17 protein-coding genes are annotated in these 16,222 nt (G+C 70.8%); 7 read left to right on the forward strand and 10 right to left on the reverse strand.

Annotation, left to right across the window (positions count from 1 at the left end; translation table 11 throughout):
• The first annotated feature begins 5 nt into the window (after positions 1-5).
• Positions 6-260, forward strand: coding sequence for a hypothetical protein (locus tag MKK70_RS11840; RefSeq protein WP_147729101.1), 255 nt, complete (start codon positions 6-8; stop codon positions 258-260).
• 71 nt (positions 261-331) lie between these two features.
• Here MKK70_RS11840 and MKK70_RS11845 read toward each other — a convergent pair whose 3' ends face one another.
• Positions 332-655 (reverse strand): hypothetical protein, encoded by a 324-nt coding sequence (locus tag MKK70_RS11845; RefSeq protein WP_147863032.1) that lies wholly within the window; start codon positions 653-655, stop codon positions 332-334.
• A 250-nt stretch (positions 656-905) separates the two neighbouring features.
• Between MKK70_RS11845 and MKK70_RS30610 the strand changes: the two genes are divergently transcribed.
• The 5 genes from MKK70_RS30610 (at position 906) to MKK70_RS11870 (ending at position 5,264) form a co-directional block, all read left to right on the forward strand.
• Complete coding sequence (locus tag MKK70_RS30610; RefSeq protein ID WP_279603611.1) at positions 906-1,532, forward strand: CatB-related O-acetyltransferase; 627 nt, start codon at positions 906-908, stop codon at positions 1,530-1,532.
• A 102-nt stretch (positions 1,533-1,634) separates the two neighbouring features.
• Positions 1,635-2,801: an acetylornithine deacetylase gene (argE, locus tag MKK70_RS11855; protein ID WP_243947908.1), complete on the forward strand. Its 1,167-nt coding sequence runs from the start codon at positions 1,635-1,637 to the stop codon at positions 2,799-2,801.
• Positions 2,802-3,098: 297 nt separating this feature from the next.
• Positions 3,099-4,145: an aldo/keto reductase gene (locus MKK70_RS11860; RefSeq protein WP_243947910.1), complete on the forward strand. Its 1,047-nt coding sequence runs from the start codon at positions 3,099-3,101 to the stop codon at positions 4,143-4,145.
• 146 nt (positions 4,146-4,291) lie between these two features.
• Entirely contained in the window at positions 4,292-4,765 is a 474-nt protein-coding gene (locus tag MKK70_RS11865) for an SRPBCC family protein (RefSeq protein WP_147729221.1), read from the forward strand.
• Between the two features lie 169 nt (positions 4,766-4,934).
• Positions 4,935-5,264 (forward strand): hypothetical protein, encoded by a 330-nt coding sequence (locus MKK70_RS11870; protein WP_243947912.1) that lies wholly within the window; start codon positions 4,935-4,937, stop codon positions 5,262-5,264.
• A 138-nt stretch (positions 5,265-5,402) separates the two neighbouring features.
• Here MKK70_RS11870 and MKK70_RS11875 read toward each other — a convergent pair whose 3' ends face one another.
• The 6 genes from MKK70_RS11875 to MKK70_RS11900 form a co-directional block, all read right to left on the reverse strand.
• Positions 5,403-5,678, reverse strand: coding sequence for a hypothetical protein (locus tag MKK70_RS11875; protein ID WP_147860201.1), 276 nt, complete (start codon positions 5,676-5,678; stop codon positions 5,403-5,405).
• Positions 5,679-5,845: 167 nt separating this feature from the next.
• Positions 5,846-6,868: a formate dehydrogenase accessory protein FdhE gene (gene fdhE, locus MKK70_RS11880; RefSeq protein ID WP_243947922.1), complete on the reverse strand. Its 1,023-nt coding sequence runs from the start codon at positions 6,866-6,868 to the stop codon at positions 5,846-5,848.
• 4 nt (positions 6,869-6,872) lie between these two features.
• Positions 6,873-7,592 (reverse strand): formate dehydrogenase subunit gamma, encoded by a 720-nt coding sequence (locus MKK70_RS11885; protein WP_243947924.1) that lies wholly within the window; start codon positions 7,590-7,592, stop codon positions 6,873-6,875.
• A gap of 186 nt (positions 7,593-7,778) precedes the next feature.
• Entirely contained in the window at positions 7,779-8,714 is a 936-nt protein-coding gene (gene fdxH / locus MKK70_RS11890; protein ID WP_147728352.1) for a formate dehydrogenase subunit beta, read from the reverse strand.
• 15 nt (positions 8,715-8,729) lie between these two features.
• Positions 8,730-11,810 carry a formate dehydrogenase-N subunit alpha gene (gene fdnG, locus MKK70_RS11895; protein ID WP_147728353.1) on the reverse strand — a complete coding sequence of 1,027 codons (3,081 nt, stop codon included), beginning with the start codon at positions 11,808-11,810 and terminating at the stop codon, positions 8,730-8,732.
• 202 nt (positions 11,811-12,012) lie between these two features.
• On the reverse strand, positions 12,013-12,354 hold the full coding sequence (locus MKK70_RS11900; protein ID WP_147860203.1) for a hypothetical protein: 342 nt from the start codon (positions 12,352-12,354) through the stop codon (positions 12,013-12,015).
• Between the two features lie 171 nt (positions 12,355-12,525).
• On the opposite strand from MKK70_RS11900, the gene MKK70_RS11905 reads away from it, so the two are divergent.
• Entirely contained in the window at positions 12,526-12,705 is a 180-nt protein-coding gene (locus MKK70_RS11905; RefSeq protein ID WP_147725361.1) for a NepR family anti-sigma factor, read from the forward strand.
• 257 nt (positions 12,706-12,962) lie between these two features.
• On the opposite strand, the gene MKK70_RS11910 is transcribed toward MKK70_RS11905, so the two are convergent.
• From MKK70_RS11910 to MKK70_RS11920, 3 genes are read right to left on the reverse strand one after another with little or no spacing between them, the layout of a single operon-like run.
• Positions 12,963-15,518 (reverse strand): CheR family methyltransferase, encoded by a 2,556-nt coding sequence (locus MKK70_RS11910; protein WP_243947926.1) that lies wholly within the window; start codon positions 15,516-15,518, stop codon positions 12,963-12,965.
• Between the two features lie 38 nt (positions 15,519-15,556).
• Positions 15,557-15,811, reverse strand: coding sequence for a hypothetical protein (locus tag MKK70_RS11915; protein ID WP_243933075.1), 255 nt, complete (start codon positions 15,809-15,811; stop codon positions 15,557-15,559).
• Positions 15,812-15,841: 30 nt separating this feature from the next.
• Complete coding sequence (locus MKK70_RS11920; protein WP_147843915.1) at positions 15,842-16,135, reverse strand: hypothetical protein; 294 nt, start codon at positions 16,133-16,135, stop codon at positions 15,842-15,844.
• Between the last annotated feature and the right edge of the window lie 87 nt (positions 16,136-16,222).

The raw sequence follows: 16,222 nt of genomic DNA on the forward strand, positions 1-16,222 counted from the left end.
GCGCAATGGGTATGAAGACGACGTTCGTGGTCCAGACCTTCGTGGTCAAGCGCAAGCGCCTGGTGCCCGGCGACCGCGAGGTGGCGCCGACAGAGAGCGGGGCGCTGAAGAAGGCGGAAGCGATGTCCGGGCGGATGCCCGGCACCGCGGCGCTGAAGGTGGTGGCCGACGACGAGACCGGCGAGCTGGAAAGCGCGACGATCCTGGCGAGCTTCGGCGAGGTGCCCGAGGACTTCGCGGAGAGCCTGCAGGGCGGCTGACGGCAACGGGAACGCGAAAGGCGGAGCGGGCCGCCCGGCCCGCTCCGCCTCCATCAGGGTCCGCGCGGCCTTCAGCGGCCGCTGGGCGCCGCGCCGCTGCCGGTGGTGCCGTTGCCGCTGCCGCTGCCGGCGGGCGAGCCCGCGGTGCTGGTCGAGGGGCCGCCGCTGGCGCCGGGGGGCGGCGCACCGGCGCCCGGGGCCATGGTGCCCGAGCCGCCCATGGTGCCCGAACCGCTCATGGTGCCGCCGGTCGATCCCGCCGTGCCCGCGCCGCTGCCCGAATTCACGGTGCCGCCCGCGCTGGGCCCGGCGCCCGGGCTGCCGGTCTGGGCGAAGGCGGTGCCGCCGAGCGGCAGGATCAGGCAGGTGGCGAGCGCGAGAATCTTGTACGACATCAAGTTTCCTCCTGGTTTCTATATGGGAGCAACGGTGTCGCGGCCGGCTTGTTCAATATCGATCGCTGCAGCCGCAGGTTCGGGCTGCCCCCGGCGGCATCGCAGGCCGGCCCTGATCGCCCCTTCCATCCTCCCCCGTGCCGCCCGGCGCTTTGACACGGGGGAAGGCATCGCGGACACGGTAGAAAGGCATCGCAGGCACGGGAAAGGCATGGCGCGACCCGCCGGCGCCGACGGGGAGCCCCGCCGCATGATCGAGCCCAAACCGGTCTTCGACGACCTCACCGCCTTCCACCTCGCCCGCGGCATCGCGCGCTGGGGCTGGACCGTGGGGGCGCACAGCTACGGCAATCCGCGGGTGCTGGAGCCGGAATCGGCCCGGCTCCACATCGGCCGGTTCTGCTCGATCGGGCCGAACGTCACCATCGCGCTTGGCAACCACCGCACCGACCTCGTCACCACCTACCCGTTCAAGGCGCTCGCCGCCTTCTGGCCGAACGCGGCGGCCGGCGCGCACGACCACGCCACCCGCGGCGACGTCGTCCTCGGCGACGAGGTCTGGCTCGGGGCCAACAGCACGATCCTGTCGGGCGTCACCATCGGCAGCGGCGCCGTGGTCGGCGCGGGCGCGGTGGTGCGCCGCGACGTGCCACCCTACGCCCTCGTCACCGGAAACCCGGCGACCGTCCTGCGCTACCGCTTCGATCCGGAGACCATCGCGCGCCTGCTGGAGGTGTGCTGGTGGGCCTGGGACGACGCCCGGATCGCGGACCACCTGCCGCTGATCCTCGGTGCCGACATCGCGGCGTTCCTGGCGCGGGCCGAGGCCGCGCCGAAGCGCCCGCGCCGGCCGCGAAAGCCGAAACCCGCCGGATGAGCGCCGGCCGGCGCGCGAGCCGCGCCGTTGCGCGCGGGGGCCGGTTCTCGCTATCCCTCCCGGCACCACCCCCGGCCGCCGCAGCCCGGCACGAAGGACCGAATGCAAGCCGCACCGACGCCCACGGACATCCTCGCCACGCTGGTGGCGTTCGACACCACCAGCGCGCTGACGAACCTGCCGCTGGTCGACTGGGTCCAGGATTTCGCGGGCTCGCACGGCGCCGCGGTCGAGCGGGTGATGGACGAGACGGGGGAGAAGGCTGCCCTGTGGATCACGGTCGGGCCGGCCGGCGTGCCGGGCTACGTGCTCTCCGGGCACAGCGACGTGGTGCCGGTGGCCGGCCAGGACTGGAGCCACGACCCGTTCCGGCTGACCGAGGCCGACGGCCGGCTCTACGGGCGCGGCACCTCGGACATGAAGGGGTTCGTCGCCGTCTGCCTCGCGCTCCTGCCGGAGATGGCGGCGGCGCCCCTCGTCCGGCCGCTCCACCTGGCCCTGTCCTACGACGAGGAGGTCGGCTGCCTCGGCGTGCGCCCGCTGATCGCGCGGATGCGGGCGATGGGCCTCGCGCCGCTGGGATGCTTCGTCGGCGAACCGACCGGGATGGCGGTCGTCACCGGGCACAAGGGCAAGCACGCCGCCCGCGTCACCTTCCGCGGCAAGGCCTGCCACTCGGCGCTGGCGCCGGCCGGCGTCAACGCGGTCGAGTACGCCGCGCGCTTCATCCTCCACGTCAGGCAGATGGCCGACGCGCTGGCGGCATCCGGCGCGCGCGATCCGCTCTACGACGTGCCCCACACCACCGGGCTCAGCAGCGTCGTCCACGGCGGCACCGCCCTCAACATCGTGCCGGACCGCTGCAGCGTCGACTTCGAGTTCCGGGCCATCGGCGCGGACGATGCCGGTGCGCTGGCCCGGCGCGCGATCGCCTTCGCAACCGAGACCCTCGCCGCGGAGATGGCCGCGCGCGATCCCGCCTGCGGCGTCGCGGTCGCCCCGCTGATCGATTATCCCGGCCTCGAGACCGCGGCCGATTCGGCGCTGGTGACGCTGGCCAAGCGGCTCGCCGGCCGCAACGGCCACGCCAAGGTCTCGTTCGGCACCGAGGGCGGGCTGTTCCAGGCGCTCGGCGACGTGCCAGCGGTGGTGGTCGGCCCGGGCTCGATCGCCCGCGCCCACAAGGCCGACGAATTCATCACGCTCGCCGAGCTCGACGCCTGCGCCGCCTTCGTGCGCCGGCTGATCGCGGAGTGCTGCGAGGGCTGACGGCCCGCTCGCCCCGGCCTGCGGCGGCCCTATCTGACGAGCGATGCGCCGTCCCTTGCCCGCCGCGCCTTCCCTCCCCCCGACGGATCTCGGGCTTGCCCGAGATCCGCACCCCGTGTGCCCAAGTCGGGCAGGCCCGACTCGGGTACGGGGGAGGGTGGGCCTCGCGTCAGCGAGGGTCGGGAGAGGGGAGCGCCCTTTCAGGCATCGTCGCTCCCCTCTCCCGACCCGCTGCGCGGGCCACCCTCCCCCGCAGAGGGGGGAGGGAAGGGCACGCCCCTCATAGGATTCACCCCCATGCGCCAGAACAAGCTCGGCCGGACCGGCCTCTTCGTCTCGGAACTCTGCCTCGGCACGATGACCTTCGGCGGCGGGGAAGGGATGTGGCGGCAGATCGGTGCGCTCGACCAGGCGGAGGCCGAACGCCTCGTCGGCCGCGCGATCGATGCCGGGATCAATGTCGTCGACACCGCCGACGTCTACGCCGAGGGCCTGTCCGAGCAGATCACCGGCCAGGCGTTGAAGGCCCTCAAGGTGCCGCGCGAGAACGTGGTCGTCGCGACCAAGGCCTACGGCCCGACGGGGCCGGGCGCGAACAGCCGCGGGGCCTCGCGGGTGCATCTGCTCGACGCGGTGAAGGCCAGCCTGAAGCGGCTGCAGCTCGACCACATCGACCTCTACCAGATCCACGGCTTCGACCCGGCGACCCCGATCGAGGAGACGGTGCGGGCGCTCGACATCCTCGTCCAGCACGGCCACGTCCGCTACGTCGGCGTCTCGAACTGGGCGGCCTGGCAGATCGTGAAGGCGCTCGGCATCTCCGAGCGCGAGGGGCTGGCCCGCTTCGAGAGCCTGCAGGCCTACTACACGCTGGCCGGCCGCGACCTCGAGCGCGAGATCGTGCCGATGCTTCGGAGCGAGCGCCTCGGCCTGATGGTCTGGAGCCCGCTCGCCGGCGGCCTGCTCTCGGGCAAGTATTCCGGCGACGCCGCCGGCGAGGGCCGGCGCGCCGCCTTCGACTTCCCGCCGGTGGAGCGCGGCCGCGCCGAATCCTGCATCGACGCGATGCGGCCGATGGCGGCCGCCCGCAACGTCTCGATCGCGCAGATCGCGCTGGCGTGGCTGCTGCACCGGCGCGTGGTGTCGAGCGTCATCGTCGGCGCCAAGCGCATCGACCAGCTCGACGACAACATCGCCGCGACGCAGATCGAGCTGAGCGAACCCGAGCTCGACGCCCTCGATGCGGTCAGCGTGCTGCCGCGCGAATACCCGGGCTGGATGTTCGAAACGCAGGGGGCGCGGGCCAAGCAGCTGGCCGAGGCCGGGCGCAGGAATGCGCGCTAGCGAGAACCGACGGGTGCCGGCCGGCGATCTCCGCATCCCGGCCGCCATTGCCACGGCGGGGGTCGAGGCCTAGCTCGTGCGGGCCCCCTGAGAGGGCCGGCGCCGGGAATACCGGCGCGCGCCGCCTATCGTCGGAGACGCCCATCATGATCCGGACCCTCGCTCTGCCCGTCCTCGCGCTCGTCGCCGGCACGGTGCCGGGCTACGCCATCGACGTCGCCAAGACCGCCACGGTCGCCGCCCCGCCCGCCAAGGTCTGGCAGGCCATCGGCGACTTCTGCGGCATCGGCGACTGGCACCCGGCGGTGGAGAAGTGCGCGCTGTCCGAGAAGGACGGCATGAAGGTCCGCACCCTCTCGCTCAAGGGCGGCGGCACCCTCGTCGAGGAGCAGGTCTCCCGCGACGACAAGGTGATGAGCTACACCTACACGATCCTGTCCGGCCCGCTGCCGGTCTCCGACTACAAGTCGACGCTCTCGGTGGCGCCGGACGGCACCGGCTCGAAGCTGAGCTGGACCGGGACCTTCAACGCCAAGGGCGCCCCGGACACCGTCGCCACCGACGCGATCTCCGGCATCTACGAGTCGGGCCTGAAGGCCATCGCCGACAAGGCGAAGTAGGCCGGTTCGGTCGACGAACGAGCTGTTCCCTCCCCCCTCTGCGGGGGAGGGAAACCGCGAACGGCGATCGCGGATCGAGCACCACAATCGAAGCCTACGATTGACCGCCTGGCGGCGCGGGCTCAAAAACCGTCCGGCGCAAGCTGCGCCGTGTCAGGGAAAGCCGCCCGTGCCGACCAAGATTTCCGGATTCTCGCTCGCCGCCCTCCTCGCCGCCGCCGCGCTCGGCGGGTGCCAGCAGAAGGCCGCGGCGCCCGCCGTCGCCGTCGCGGGGGCGCCGGCCCCCGTGGTGCTGCCCCAGGGCTCCGGCTGCGGCCCGGCGATCGGCCGGACCCAGACCGTGGTCGACAGCGACGTCGCCACCGGCAACCTCAACAAGCCGGTCGGCGACCGGTTCAGCGCGGACCTCGCCCATGCCTCGGCAGCCTGCGCCGCCGGCCGCGACGGCGAGGCGCTGCACCTGCTCGCCGCCGCCAAGAGCCGCTACGGCTACCCGTAGGCCTCGTCCGGCGCGATGGTCCAGCGCGCGGCCGGGCCGATCGCACATCGCCCAACAGCAGGACGGCGCACCGCTCGCGGATGCGCCGTCCTGCGTTTCAGACCTGCCGCGGGCTCCGATCGAGCCCGCAACGTCCGCTCAGCGGCCGCCGCCGCTGCCGGTCGAGCCGATGCGCGAGGGCTGGCCCTCGTTGCCGGAGGCGGCCGAGTCGGTGGCGATGCCGTCGGCGGCGCGGCCGGTCGGCGAGTAGGTGGCGGCGCCTTCCTCGCCGGTCGAGTTGGTCTGGCGCGTGACCACGCCCGGCGCGCCCGGCGGCACGACGACGGTGGTGCCGGTCGGCGTCTCGATGACCTGGGCGACGGCGGGGGCGGCGACGCCGAGCGCGAGGGCGGCGGCGAGGGTGAGCTTGATCATGGGGGTGGGGCCTGGACGAGGGGACGGCGCATCGAGCGCCTGAGCCCGGACAACGTCGATTGCGCGCAATCGGTCCATGCGCGCGCGCGATGGACGTTATGTCGCCGCCCGGTGCGGAAGGGGGGAACCGCGCCGCCGGCGCCTCGCCTCCGGCGGCGGAGCGGCGCTCAGGTCACGAACAGCGGGTTCAGCCCGGCCTTGTGGAAGCCGTCCTCGGTGATCTTCAGGTCGAGGCCGTAGGAGGCGACGTCGTCGGCGACGGGGTCGAGCGCCGGGTCGCGGTGCTGGTGCAGGTGCTTGATGTAGCTGTGGCAGGTGCCGCAGGTCTCGACCTGGACGTCCTTCGAGAGCTCGTCGAGGCTCTGGTAGGTGATCGCCTCGCCCGAGCCGCAGGCGGTGCAGCGGATGCGGACGTGATTCCACTGGCTGCCGCAGAGCGAGCAGGCGAGGTAGCGCGCCTTGTCGGCCGGGGTCCAGGCGACGATCAGGCTCGCCACGGGAGCGCCGCCGCAGGCCGGGCAGACGCCGTCGGCCACCGGCTTCAGCGCCGACCGGTCGAGGCGGGCGGCGGCCTCCGACAGGCAGAGCTGGAGCGCGGCCGCGACGAACACGCATTCGGCCATGCGCTCGACCGGGAACGCGCCCTCGAACACCTGCACGCCGAGATCGAGGCGATCCTCCGGCGATGCGGATCGCAGCGCCGCCGCCGCGTCGTGGGCGGCCTGCGGCGCCGGCCCGAGGTCGAGGGCGGCGAGCAGCCCGTCCAGGCAGGCCAGGAAGGCGCCGGGCGCCTCCAGGCTGTGGCGCGAGAGCGGCGGCATGCCGTGCTCGAGCCGCAGGGCGCGGTCGGCATTCGGCTCGGTCTCGGGCTGCGGCACCTGTCCGGCGCGCGCGGTCTGAACCGAGGCCTGCGCCGTGGCGATGCGGGCGAGCAGGTCGAGGTAGCCGCCCATCGGATGGTCGGGGGCGAGGCGCTGCAGCCGCAGGGCGCGGTTCGCGAACAGGTCGGCCGGGACGGGGAGCTGGACGAAGGGCACCGAGCCGGCGATGCCGATCCGGTCGGGATCGGGCTGCAACTCGTGCAGCTTCTGGCGTTTCGGGGTTTTACCGGCGGTGTCGGCGGGATCTTGCGCGGCGGGATCTTGCCCCGCGGGCTCGGCCGCGGGGGTGCGCTTGAAGAAACGGGCCAAGGCGTCAGTGCCCGCGCTTGTCGGTGGAGCCGCGCTGGCGCTTGCCGCCGGCGATCTGCCGGAACCACTTGCGGTGGTGGCGATAGGCCCAGCCGCCGGTGACGGTGCCGCGCACCATCGCCCGGCCGGTGCCGCGCACCCAGATGCCGGCGTAGATGTGCACGACGATGATCGCGATGGCGATGACCGCGGCGAGCGAGTGCGCCAGCAGCGCCCAGCGCTTCGTCTCGATGACGGTGTACTGGTAGAAGTACTGGTCCCAGATCACCAGCCCGGTGACAAACATGATCCCGATCAGCGCGGTCTGGCCCCAGAACACGCCCTTCTGGCCGGCATTGTACTTGCCGAGCTCGGGCAGCCGGTCCTCGCGGTTGGTGACCACGTCGCCGATCTTCATCGACCAGGCGACGTCGTCCTTGTTGGGGATGTTGAGCTTCCAGAAGCGCAGGAACAGCAGCGCGAAGCTGACCGCCAGCGCCACGCCGAACCACGGGTGGATCGCCCGCGTCGCCTGGCCCCCGCCGAAGATGCCGGTGAGCGAGAACAGGTACGGCGTGAACATCGCCAGGCCGGAGAGGGTCAGCAGGGTGAACAGGATCGCGGTGATCCAGTGGTTGACGCGCTGCAGGCCGGTGTAGCGGGGAACGTACAGGATCTCCGGCGCCTCGTGCACCTCGCGCAAGGGGCGGGCATCGCCGTCTCGGATGTCGGTGTGAACGGTCATCGGGTCTGCTTCTCTCGACCTGGAGCATCGTCCACGATCTCCCGATCGCGGACAAGGCTCGCGCTTATCGTAGGGCCGCGTCGTCCTCGCGCGCCGGGATCCGCCGCGCGCGATCGATGCGCCCGTGGCCCCGAACGGGAGCCGGGAGGCCGGCGCGCCCTCGGCGGCGCCGGCCTCCCGTGCCCGTCAGTGCGGCCGGGCCTCGCCGCTCTCGGCGTCGCGGCGCTTCTCGTGGTCGTACTCGATCGCCTCTTCCTCCTCCTCAGCGACGACCTCGTTCGGCCCCGCCGTGACGTAGTGGAAGAACCCGGCGACCGCCGCGAAGCCCATCGCGGCGAGCCCGAACACCTTGGCGCCGCCCTTCCAGAAGGCGACCAGCGGCGAGATCTTCGGGTCGAGCGGCAGGCCGGCATAGAGCTGCGGCTTGTCGGCGTGGTGGAGCACGTACATCACGTGCGTGCCGCCGACGCCGGCCGGGTCGTACAGGCCGGCATGCTCGAAGCCGCGCGACTTGAGGTCCTCGACCCGGTCGTGCGCCTGCTCGATCATCGCGGCCTTGGTGCCGAACATGATCGAGCCGGTCGGGCACGCCTTGGCGCAGGCGGGCGCCTGGCCGACGGCGACGCGGTCCGAGCACAGCGTGCACTTGTACGCCTTGTGGTCCTTCTCGGAGATGCGCGGGATGTTGAACGGGCAGCCCTTCACGCAGTAGCCGCAGCCGATGCAGTTCTCCTCGATGAAGTCGACGATGCCGTTGGAGTACTGCACGATCGCGCCGGGGGACGGGCACGCCTTGAGGCAGCCCGGATCCGTGCAGTGCATGCAGCCGTCCTTGCGGATCAGCCATTCGAGGTTGTTGGTCGCCTCGTTCTCGTACTCGGTGAACCGCATCAGGGTCCACGTCTTGGGCGTGAGGTCGTGCGGGTTGTCGTAGACGCCGACGTTGACGCCGACGTCGTCGCGCAGGTCGTTCCACTCCTCGCAGGCCGACTGGCAGGCCTTGCAGCCGATGCACTTCGACACGTCGATGAGCTTGGCGACCTCCATGTGCGAGCGGATGGCCGGCGGCGTCTCCGTGGAGGCGGAGCGCTGCCGGATGTCGAGGGAGCTGTAATCGGCCATGGTCTGATGCTCCCCTTACGCGACGGCGTCAGCAGGAGGCGTCGTCGCCTCGATGTTGACGAGCCACGCCTTGAACTCGGGCGTCTCGGTGTTGGCGTCGCCGACCACCGGGGTGAGCGAGTTCGGGTGCCATCCTTTCTTCGTCTGGCCCATGAAGCCCCAATGCTGCGGGATGCCGACCACGTGGACGGCCTTCCCGTCGCACATCAGCGGCTTGATGCGCTTGGTGACGACCGCCTTGGCCTTGAGCGAGCCGCGCTTGGACCAGACCCGGACCCAGCCGCCCTTGACGATGCCCTTCTCCTTCGCGAGCTGCTCGGAGATCTCGACGAAGGCCTCCGGCTGGAGGATCGCGTTGATCCGGGCGTGCTTGGTCCAGCCGTGGAAGTGCTCGGTCAGCCGGTAGCTCGTCGCCGCGTAGGGGAACTCCTCCGAGGTGCCGAGATCGGCCAGGTCGTCCTTGAAGATCCGCGACGCCGGGTTGCCCTTCACCCGCGGGAACGGGATGTTGGCCATCGGCGACTCGAACGGCTCGTAGTGCGTCGGGAACGGCCCGTCGCGCATCAGGCCGCGGGTCCACAGGCGGGCGACGCCCTCCTGGTTGAGGATGAACGGGCCGACGCCCTTATCGGGGGCGACGGTGACGCCGTAATCCGGCACGTCGAAGCCGACCCACTGCTTGCCGTTCCACTCGATGAGCTTCTTCTTCTCCGACCACGGCTTCCCTTCCGGGTCGCACGAGGCGCGGTTGTAGAGCACGCGGCGGTTGGCCGGCCAGGCGAAGGCCCAGTTCGGCGCGATGCCGCGGTCGCCGGGATCGGTGTTGTCCCGGCGGGCCATGGTGTTGCCCTTCTCCGTGTAGCAGCCCGAGTAGACCCAGCAGCCGCAGGCCGTGGTGCCGTCGTCCTTGAGCTGGGCGAAGCCGTCGACCTGGCGCCCGGCCGGCAGGGTCTGCCCGTCGAGGCCCGGCGTCGGGGCGAGCGTGTAGCCGTTCAGCTCGCGCGCGAGCTCGACCGGGGTCGGCTCGTGGGCGATCGCGTAGTTCCAGGTCAGGTTGAGCATCGCGTCCGGGAAGGCGCCGCCCTCCTTCTGGTACATCTCCTTCATGCGCAGGAAGATGCCCGCCATGATGTCGATGTCGGGCTTGCACTCGCCCGGCGCGTCCTGGGCCTGCCAGTGCCATTGCAGCCAGCGGCTAGAGTTGGAGAGCGAGCCCTCCTCCTCGGCGAACAGCGTCGTCGGCAGCTCGAACACCTCGGTCTGGATCGAGGCGGTGTCGACGTCGTTGTACTCGCCGTGGTTCTCCCAGAACCGTGCGGTCTCGGTCTTGAGCGGATCCATCACCACGATGAACTTCATCTTGGAGAAGGCTTCCGTCATCTTGGCGCGATTGGGGAACGACAGCAGGGGGTTGAAGCCCTGGATGATGTACCCGGTCATCTTGCCTTGCTTCGCCAGCTCGAAGCCGCGCAGCACGTCGTAGGTCGGCACGTCGAGCTTGGGCAGGTAGTCGTAGGCCCAGTCGTTCTCCTTGGTCGCCTTCTCGCCCCACATCGCCTTCTGGAACGAGACGAAGAACTTGTTGTAGTTCGACCAGTAGCTGGTCTGGCCCGGGCGCAGCGGCTTGAACTGCCGCTTCTCGGCGTAGGACTGGTAGGTCGGCTCCTTCTCGATCGGGATGTTCAGGTAGCCGGGGATGAGGTTCGACATCAGCCCGATGTCGGTCAGCCCCTGGATGTTGGAGTGGCCGCGCAGCGCCTGCATGCCGCCGCCCAGCATCCCGATGTTGCCGAGCAGGGTCTGCACGATGCACATCGAGCGGATGTTCTGCGAGCCCTTCGAGTGGTGGGTCCAGCCGAGCGCGTAGAGCGAGGCCATCGTCCGGTCGGGCGTCGAGGTCGTGGCGATGAGCTCGCAGACCTTGAGGAAGGTCTCCTGCGGCGAGCCGCAGATCCGCGACACCATCTCGGGCGTGTAGAGCGCGACGTGCTTCTTCAGGAGCTGCATCACGCAGCGCGGGTGCTGCATCGTCTCGTCGACGACCGCGTAGCCGTCCGGCCCGATCTCGTAGTCCCAGGTCGACTTGTCGTAGTCGCGCTTCTCCGGATCGTAGCCGGAGAACAGCCCGTCCTGGAAGTCGTAGCCCTCGCGCACGACGTAGCCGGCGTTGGAATACGCCGCGACGTAGCGGTGCTGCAGCTTGTCGTTGTCGAGCAGGTACTTGGCCACGCCCGACAGGAACGCGATGTCGGTCCCCTGGCGGATCGGGCAGTACAGGTCGGCCACCGACGCGGTGCGCGTGAAGCGCGGGTCGACGACGATCAGCTTGGCGTTGTTGTGGGCCTTGGCCTCGACCACCCACTTGAAGCCGCAGGGATGCGCCTCAGCGGCATTGCCGCCCATGACGGTGATGACGTCCGCGTGCTTGATGTCCATCCAGAGGTTGGTCATCGCACCGCGGCCGAAGGAGGGCGCCAGACTGGCGACCGATGGGCCGTGTCAAACCCTGGCCTGGTTGTCGAAGACCAGGGCCCCCATGCTTCGGACCGTCTTGTAGGTCAGCCACGCGGTCTCGTTGGAGGTCGCGGAGGCGCCGAGGAAGCCCATCGTGGTCCAGCGGTTGACCGTGAGGTCGCCGTTCTTGGCCACGAAGTTCTTGTCGCGGTCCTCCTTCATCAGCCGGGCGATCCGCTCGAAGGCGAATTCCCAGGAGACGCGCTTGAACTCCTTCGCGCCGGCCTCGCGGTGCAGCGGGTACTTCGTCCGGGTCTCGGCCTGGATGAAGTCGAGCAGCGCCGAGCCCTTCGGGCAGAGCGTGCCGCGGTTGATCGGGTGATCGGGATCGCCCTCGACGTGCATCACCGCCGAGCGGGCGTTCTTCGACTTGTCGCCGAGGCTGTAGAGGATGATGCCGCAGGCGACCGAGCAGTAGGGGCAGGTATTGCGGGTCTCGCGCATCTGCGCGAGCTTGAAGGGGCGCACCGCCGCCGCCATCGCCGGCTCGAGGCCGCCGAAGCCGAGGGCGCCGAGCGAGCCGCCCGCGAGGGTGACGGCGCCACCCTTCAGCAGGCCGCGGCGAGAGACCTGAATCGTCATCCGTCCATCCCGATCAGAACTGGAGTTATTCCAGCATGCATCCCAGGATTGGCGCGCCGAGGCAAGTGCGGTTCCGTGACACAGATCGTCGGTCTGTCGCCGTCGGGGCCGCCACGATTTGCCGGCCCAATCCATCCCGCGGCGGCTGCAATATTTTGCCGGGCCCGAGCCTGGCCGGAGCAAGACTTGGTTTAAGGACGTCTTACTTGGACGGCGAGGCCGGGTTCTGGCCCGAGGGGCCCGGGGTGCGGTGATCGAGCGGCGCCTGCGGCTCGGTGCCGGAGGAGGACCCGGTCGAGGCGCCCGGCACGTCGCGGTTGCGGTTCTCGGCCGTCGCGTTGCCGCCGGGATTGGGCGCGTCCTTGGCCGCCGATTCCTCCCGCGGCACGGGGGCCTGGCTCCAGCCGTCGTTGGCGCTGCGGGACTTGTCGCCCATCGCATCGACGCCCTTGATCTCGCCGGGCTTGGTCTGGGCGTGCCCGGGGGTGCAGGCGAGCGCGATCGCCAGGGCGGCGGCGGCGGAGATGAGGCGGGGGAGGAGCACGCGCGGGGTCCGGGGTTCTGGATCGGGGAATCGACGGGATCTCAACCGGCCAACAATCCCCCGCCGCGCACGGTTCCGATTCCGCGACATCTGCGGCCTGCCGGTGACGAGGCCTTAACCAAGCTTTGCCATTCTGCCGAGATGTCGGAATGGCGTGAGGGTCCGGTGGTCATGGCGAAGCCGCAGACGTCCCGGCCGGGCGAGACGCCCCAGACCCAGCCGCCGCTGAACCCGAGCGTGCGCCGCCACCTCGGCCAAAACCTGCGCAACCTCTACGCCGACACCCTCTCCGCCCCGGTGAGCGAGCGCCTCGAAGCGCTGATCGCGCAGCTGGACCGCCCGAAGGGCTGAGGAAGCCTCGGCGCGAGGGTCTTCGCTCTGCGGCTCGGTTTCCGGGGGTCGCCTGGGGGTGGCGAGCGGCCGAAAAGCTGCCGTTCGACCATCGGCCTGGGCCGGCGCCGCGATCCGCGCGCTCATGGGCCGGAAGGCGCCATGCTCCGCAAAGCCGTGCCGACGGCCGGTGCCCGCGCACGGGCACCGGTGCGGGCGTCGCAGAGGTCCCGGGCGCGCAGGGCAAGGGTCGCGGGCGCGCAGGGCAAGACGGTCGGTCACCCCGGCTCGCGCAGGTTCGTGAAGTTCGCGACGATGCCGGGCGCCCGGCTGCCCTTCCGGGACGAGGCCATCAACCGGACGTGGTAGCGGGCGCCGTCCGCGCCCTCGATCGTCCGCTCGGAGGGCCGGCGCGTCGCCAGCACCGTCGGGATCTCGTCCGACAGCCACGTCAGGGCGATCGGCGCCGAGAAGTTGCGCAGGGACCGGCCGACGTCGCTCGGCTGCAAGCCGAAGATCTGCGCCGCGGCACGGGTGAACATGCGGATGTGGAGATCCGGCGTGAGGAGCACGCTGGCGACGTTCATGCCCTCGAACAGCGTGGCCTGGTCGTCGCTCAGCTGATCGATCGCCTCGATCTTCGACGTCAGCTCGACGTTCATCGTCTGAAGCTCTTCGTTCAGAGACTGCGTCTCCTCCTTCGCGGCCTCGAGCTCCTCGTTGGCGGCCTGCATCTCCTCGTTGACGGAGTACAGCTCCTCGTTCGAGGATTTGAGCTCCTCGAGGGAGGTCTCGTACTCCTCGATCACGGATTGGAGCCGCTCGCGCGTGCTGCTCAGCTCGCGCTCCAGGCCGTGGATCGCCGCGTCCCGATCGTCGGCTTCCAGAGCCTGCCGCCGCTCCTTCTCGACGGGGGCGGCGGCCTCGTCGAACACCACCAGGAACAGCGGCTCCGTCTCGCTCGGCGTGTGGAGCGGCTTGACGACCAGGGTGATCGTCTGCAGGCGCCCGTCCGGAAGCTCGACGCCGATGCTGTCGCGCACGACCCGGGTGTTGCCCTCGATCGCCTCGCGCAGGGCCGTCCGGAGATCCAGCCGCAGGCCCTTGCGCGCCATCGCGGCCAGCTCCCGGGTCGGCTGGCCGGGCACGACCTCCAGATGATCGCCGATCCGCGACGAGTAATGCACGGCCTCGCCCGTCCGCGTCACGACCGCGTGGGGGGGCGTGAACTCGGACAGCATCAGCGTCTCGACCGTGTGCCGCAGGGCCGCGTGCGTCTTCACGTTGCGCCGGTGCGGATGGCCGGTCCCCACGAAGACCGCCGTGTCCGGCCCGGACATCGGCGGCAGCTGGGCCGGCGGGATCGCGTCCCGCGCCTGGAAGATGCGGTGCCGCTTGTCGATCGTCTCGAACAGGTCCTCGAAGCGCGTCACGTTCTCGGCCATGTCGATGAACAGGTAGCCGCGCGGGCGCAGGGCGTAGTGCAGCACCGGCATCAGCTGCTGCTGGGCATCGACGCCGAGGTAGATCAGCAGGTTTCGGCACGAGACGAGATCGAGGCGCGAGAACGGCGGGTCGCGCAACACGCTGTGCGGGGCGAAGGTGCACAGGTCGCGCACGGCCTTCTTGACCACCGCGCTGTCGCCCTCGACGACGAAGTGCTGCGCGACCCGCTCGGGCGAGACGGCGGACAGGTAGGTCCTCGGGTAGAGGCCGGTCCGGGCGACCGTGAGCGAGCGCTCGTCGATGTCGGTGGCGAAGATCTGCACGCGCGGCGGATCCGCCAGGGTGAGCATGTGCTCGCGCAGGAGGATGGCCAGGGAGTAGACCTCCTCGCCGGTCGAGCAGGCCGGCACCCAGACCCGCACGATCTCGGTCGCCGCGCGCGCATCGAGAAGCTTCGGGATGACATGGGTGGCGAGCGCCTCGAAGGCGGCGGCGTCGCGGAAGAAGTTCGTCACGCCGATCAGCAGATCCCGGAACAGCGCCCCGACTTCCGCCGGGTCGGCACGCAGCCGCTTGAGGTAGGCGTCCGGCCCGGCCGCCCCGACCACGCCGATGCGCCGCTGCAGGCGGCGCACGAAGGTGTTGGGCTTGTAGCCCGAGAAGTCGTGCCCGACCTGCGAGCGGAGGATGACGAAGATCTCAGCAAGCAGCTCGGCGTCGAGCTCCTGCGCGGCCGGGTCGGCCTGGGCCTCCCGCGCGGCGGTGCTGTGCGCGGCGATCCGGTCGCCCATCCGTTCGGCCGGCTCGCCGAAATCGACGAAGCCGGTGCGCAGCGAGCTGAGCGGCATGTCGGGGGTCTCGGGCCCGAAGCCGTCCAGGGTCTGGGCCAAGGTCAGGCCGCCGTGCTCCTTGATCGCCTTGATGCCGATGGCGCCGTCCCCGTCGCCGCCGGACAGGATCACGCCGACCGCGCGCTCGCCCTGGTCGAGGGCCAGGGCCGTCAGGAAGATGTCGACCGGCTTGGTCTCGCGGACCTTCGGCTCGAGCGGCCTCAACGTCAGCCGGCCGTCCACGATGCCCATGACGAAACCGCCCGGCATGACGTAGATGCGGCCCGGTCGGACCGGCGCGCCGTCGGTGGCGGTCTCGACCTCCAGCGGCGTGAACCGGGCCAGGACGTCCGGGAGCAGGCTCTTGTGGTCCCGGCTGAGATGCGTGACGATGACAAAGGCTGCCCCGAGCGTCTCCGGCACCCCGCGGAAGAAGCCCTGCATCGCTTCGATGCCGCCCGCGGACGCGCCGATGCCGACGATCGGAAAGTGGTCGTGGTCCATCACGATGTTCTGAGCCTTCGGATCGATGCAATGCCGTTCGTCGGGTCCCAGCATCCTGCGTTCTCGCCCGATGTCGAGGACGGCCGTGCGGATCAGCTGTCGTGCGTGGCCTCCTGCACGACGTAGGCGAGGCAGCGGGCCCGGGCCTCGGGGCTCTTCAGCCGCACGAACAGCCGCAGCAGCGCCACCACTTCGGGGAGATGATCCAGGCCCGCCACGGCGGTTTCGGTGTCCGGTGCCCGAGCCGGGTCGGCGGTCAGGAAGGTCGCCACCGGAACGCCCAGCGACCGGGCGATGCGGACCAGCGCACCGGGGTCGTCGTCCTGCAGGTCGTCACCGTTCATCATGACCGTCCGCCGATCCCCGCGCCGCGGCGATCAATGCACGGCGATCCCGGCCACGCGCGGTCCCATCACGCCGGCGATGCGACGCCCGACATGATGGAGCACGTGACCGAGGAGCAGGCGGGTCTGGGTGTCGGGGTCGTCTTCCGCGGCCTCGTAGGCCTCGATGAGGGACGCCACCAATTGGTTCGACGGGCCGGGGGCGTCGTCCGTGCAGGATGCGAGAGGCCCCGCAGCGGTCTGCTCCCGGGAGCGTAGGACGAGCGCGCGCGAGGCCTGGAGCGTCCGCCGCGTCTCCTCGGCCATGGCGCGCAGCTCACGGGCCACCTCAAGGCACCGATCTGCTCGTGAGCGGTCTATCATCGGCGCTCCGGTTTCCGTCCCATGCCCGCACATGGACGACTTCTGTGCGGC

The sequence above is a fragment of the Methylobacterium sp. E-041 genome (assembly GCF_022829665.1).
Taxonomy (GTDB): domain Bacteria; phylum Pseudomonadota; class Alphaproteobacteria; order Rhizobiales; family Beijerinckiaceae; genus Methylobacterium.

Coding starts and splice junctions, on each gene's coding strand:
- MKK70_RS11840 (WP_147729101.1), top strand. CDS start 6: ATGGGTATGAAGACGACGTTCGTGGTCCAGACCTTCGTGGTCAAGCGC.
- MKK70_RS11845 (WP_147863032.1), bottom strand. CDS start 655: ATGTCGTACAAGATTCTCGCGCTCGCCACCTGCCTGATCCTGCCGCTC.
- MKK70_RS30610 (WP_279603611.1), top strand. CDS start 906: ATGATCGAGCCCAAACCGGTCTTCGACGACCTCACCGCCTTCCACCTC.
- argE (WP_243947908.1), top strand. CDS start 1,635: ATGCAAGCCGCACCGACGCCCACGGACATCCTCGCCACGCTGGTGGCG.
- MKK70_RS11860 (WP_243947910.1), top strand. CDS start 3,099: ATGCGCCAGAACAAGCTCGGCCGGACCGGCCTCTTCGTCTCGGAACTC.
- MKK70_RS11865 (WP_147729221.1), top strand. CDS start 4,292: ATGATCCGGACCCTCGCTCTGCCCGTCCTCGCGCTCGTCGCCGGCACG.
- MKK70_RS11875 (WP_147860201.1), bottom strand. CDS start 5,678: ATGATCAAGCTCACCCTCGCCGCCGCCCTCGCGCTCGGCGTCGCCGCC.
- MKK70_RS11885 (WP_243947924.1), bottom strand. CDS start 7,592: ATGACCGTTCACACCGACATCCGAGACGGCGATGCCCGCCCCTTGCGC.
- fdxH (WP_147728352.1), bottom strand. CDS start 8,714: ATGGCCGATTACAGCTCCCTCGACATCCGGCAGCGCTCCGCCTCCACG.
- MKK70_RS11905 (WP_147725361.1), top strand. CDS start 12,526: ATGGCGAAGCCGCAGACGTCCCGGCCGGGCGAGACGCCCCAGACCCAG.
- MKK70_RS11910 (WP_243947926.1), bottom strand. CDS start 15,518: ATGCTGGGACCCGACGAACGGCATTGCATCGATCCGAAGGCTCAGAAC.
- MKK70_RS11915 (WP_243933075.1), bottom strand. CDS start 15,811: ATGATGAACGGTGACGACCTGCAGGACGACGACCCCGGTGCGCTGGTC.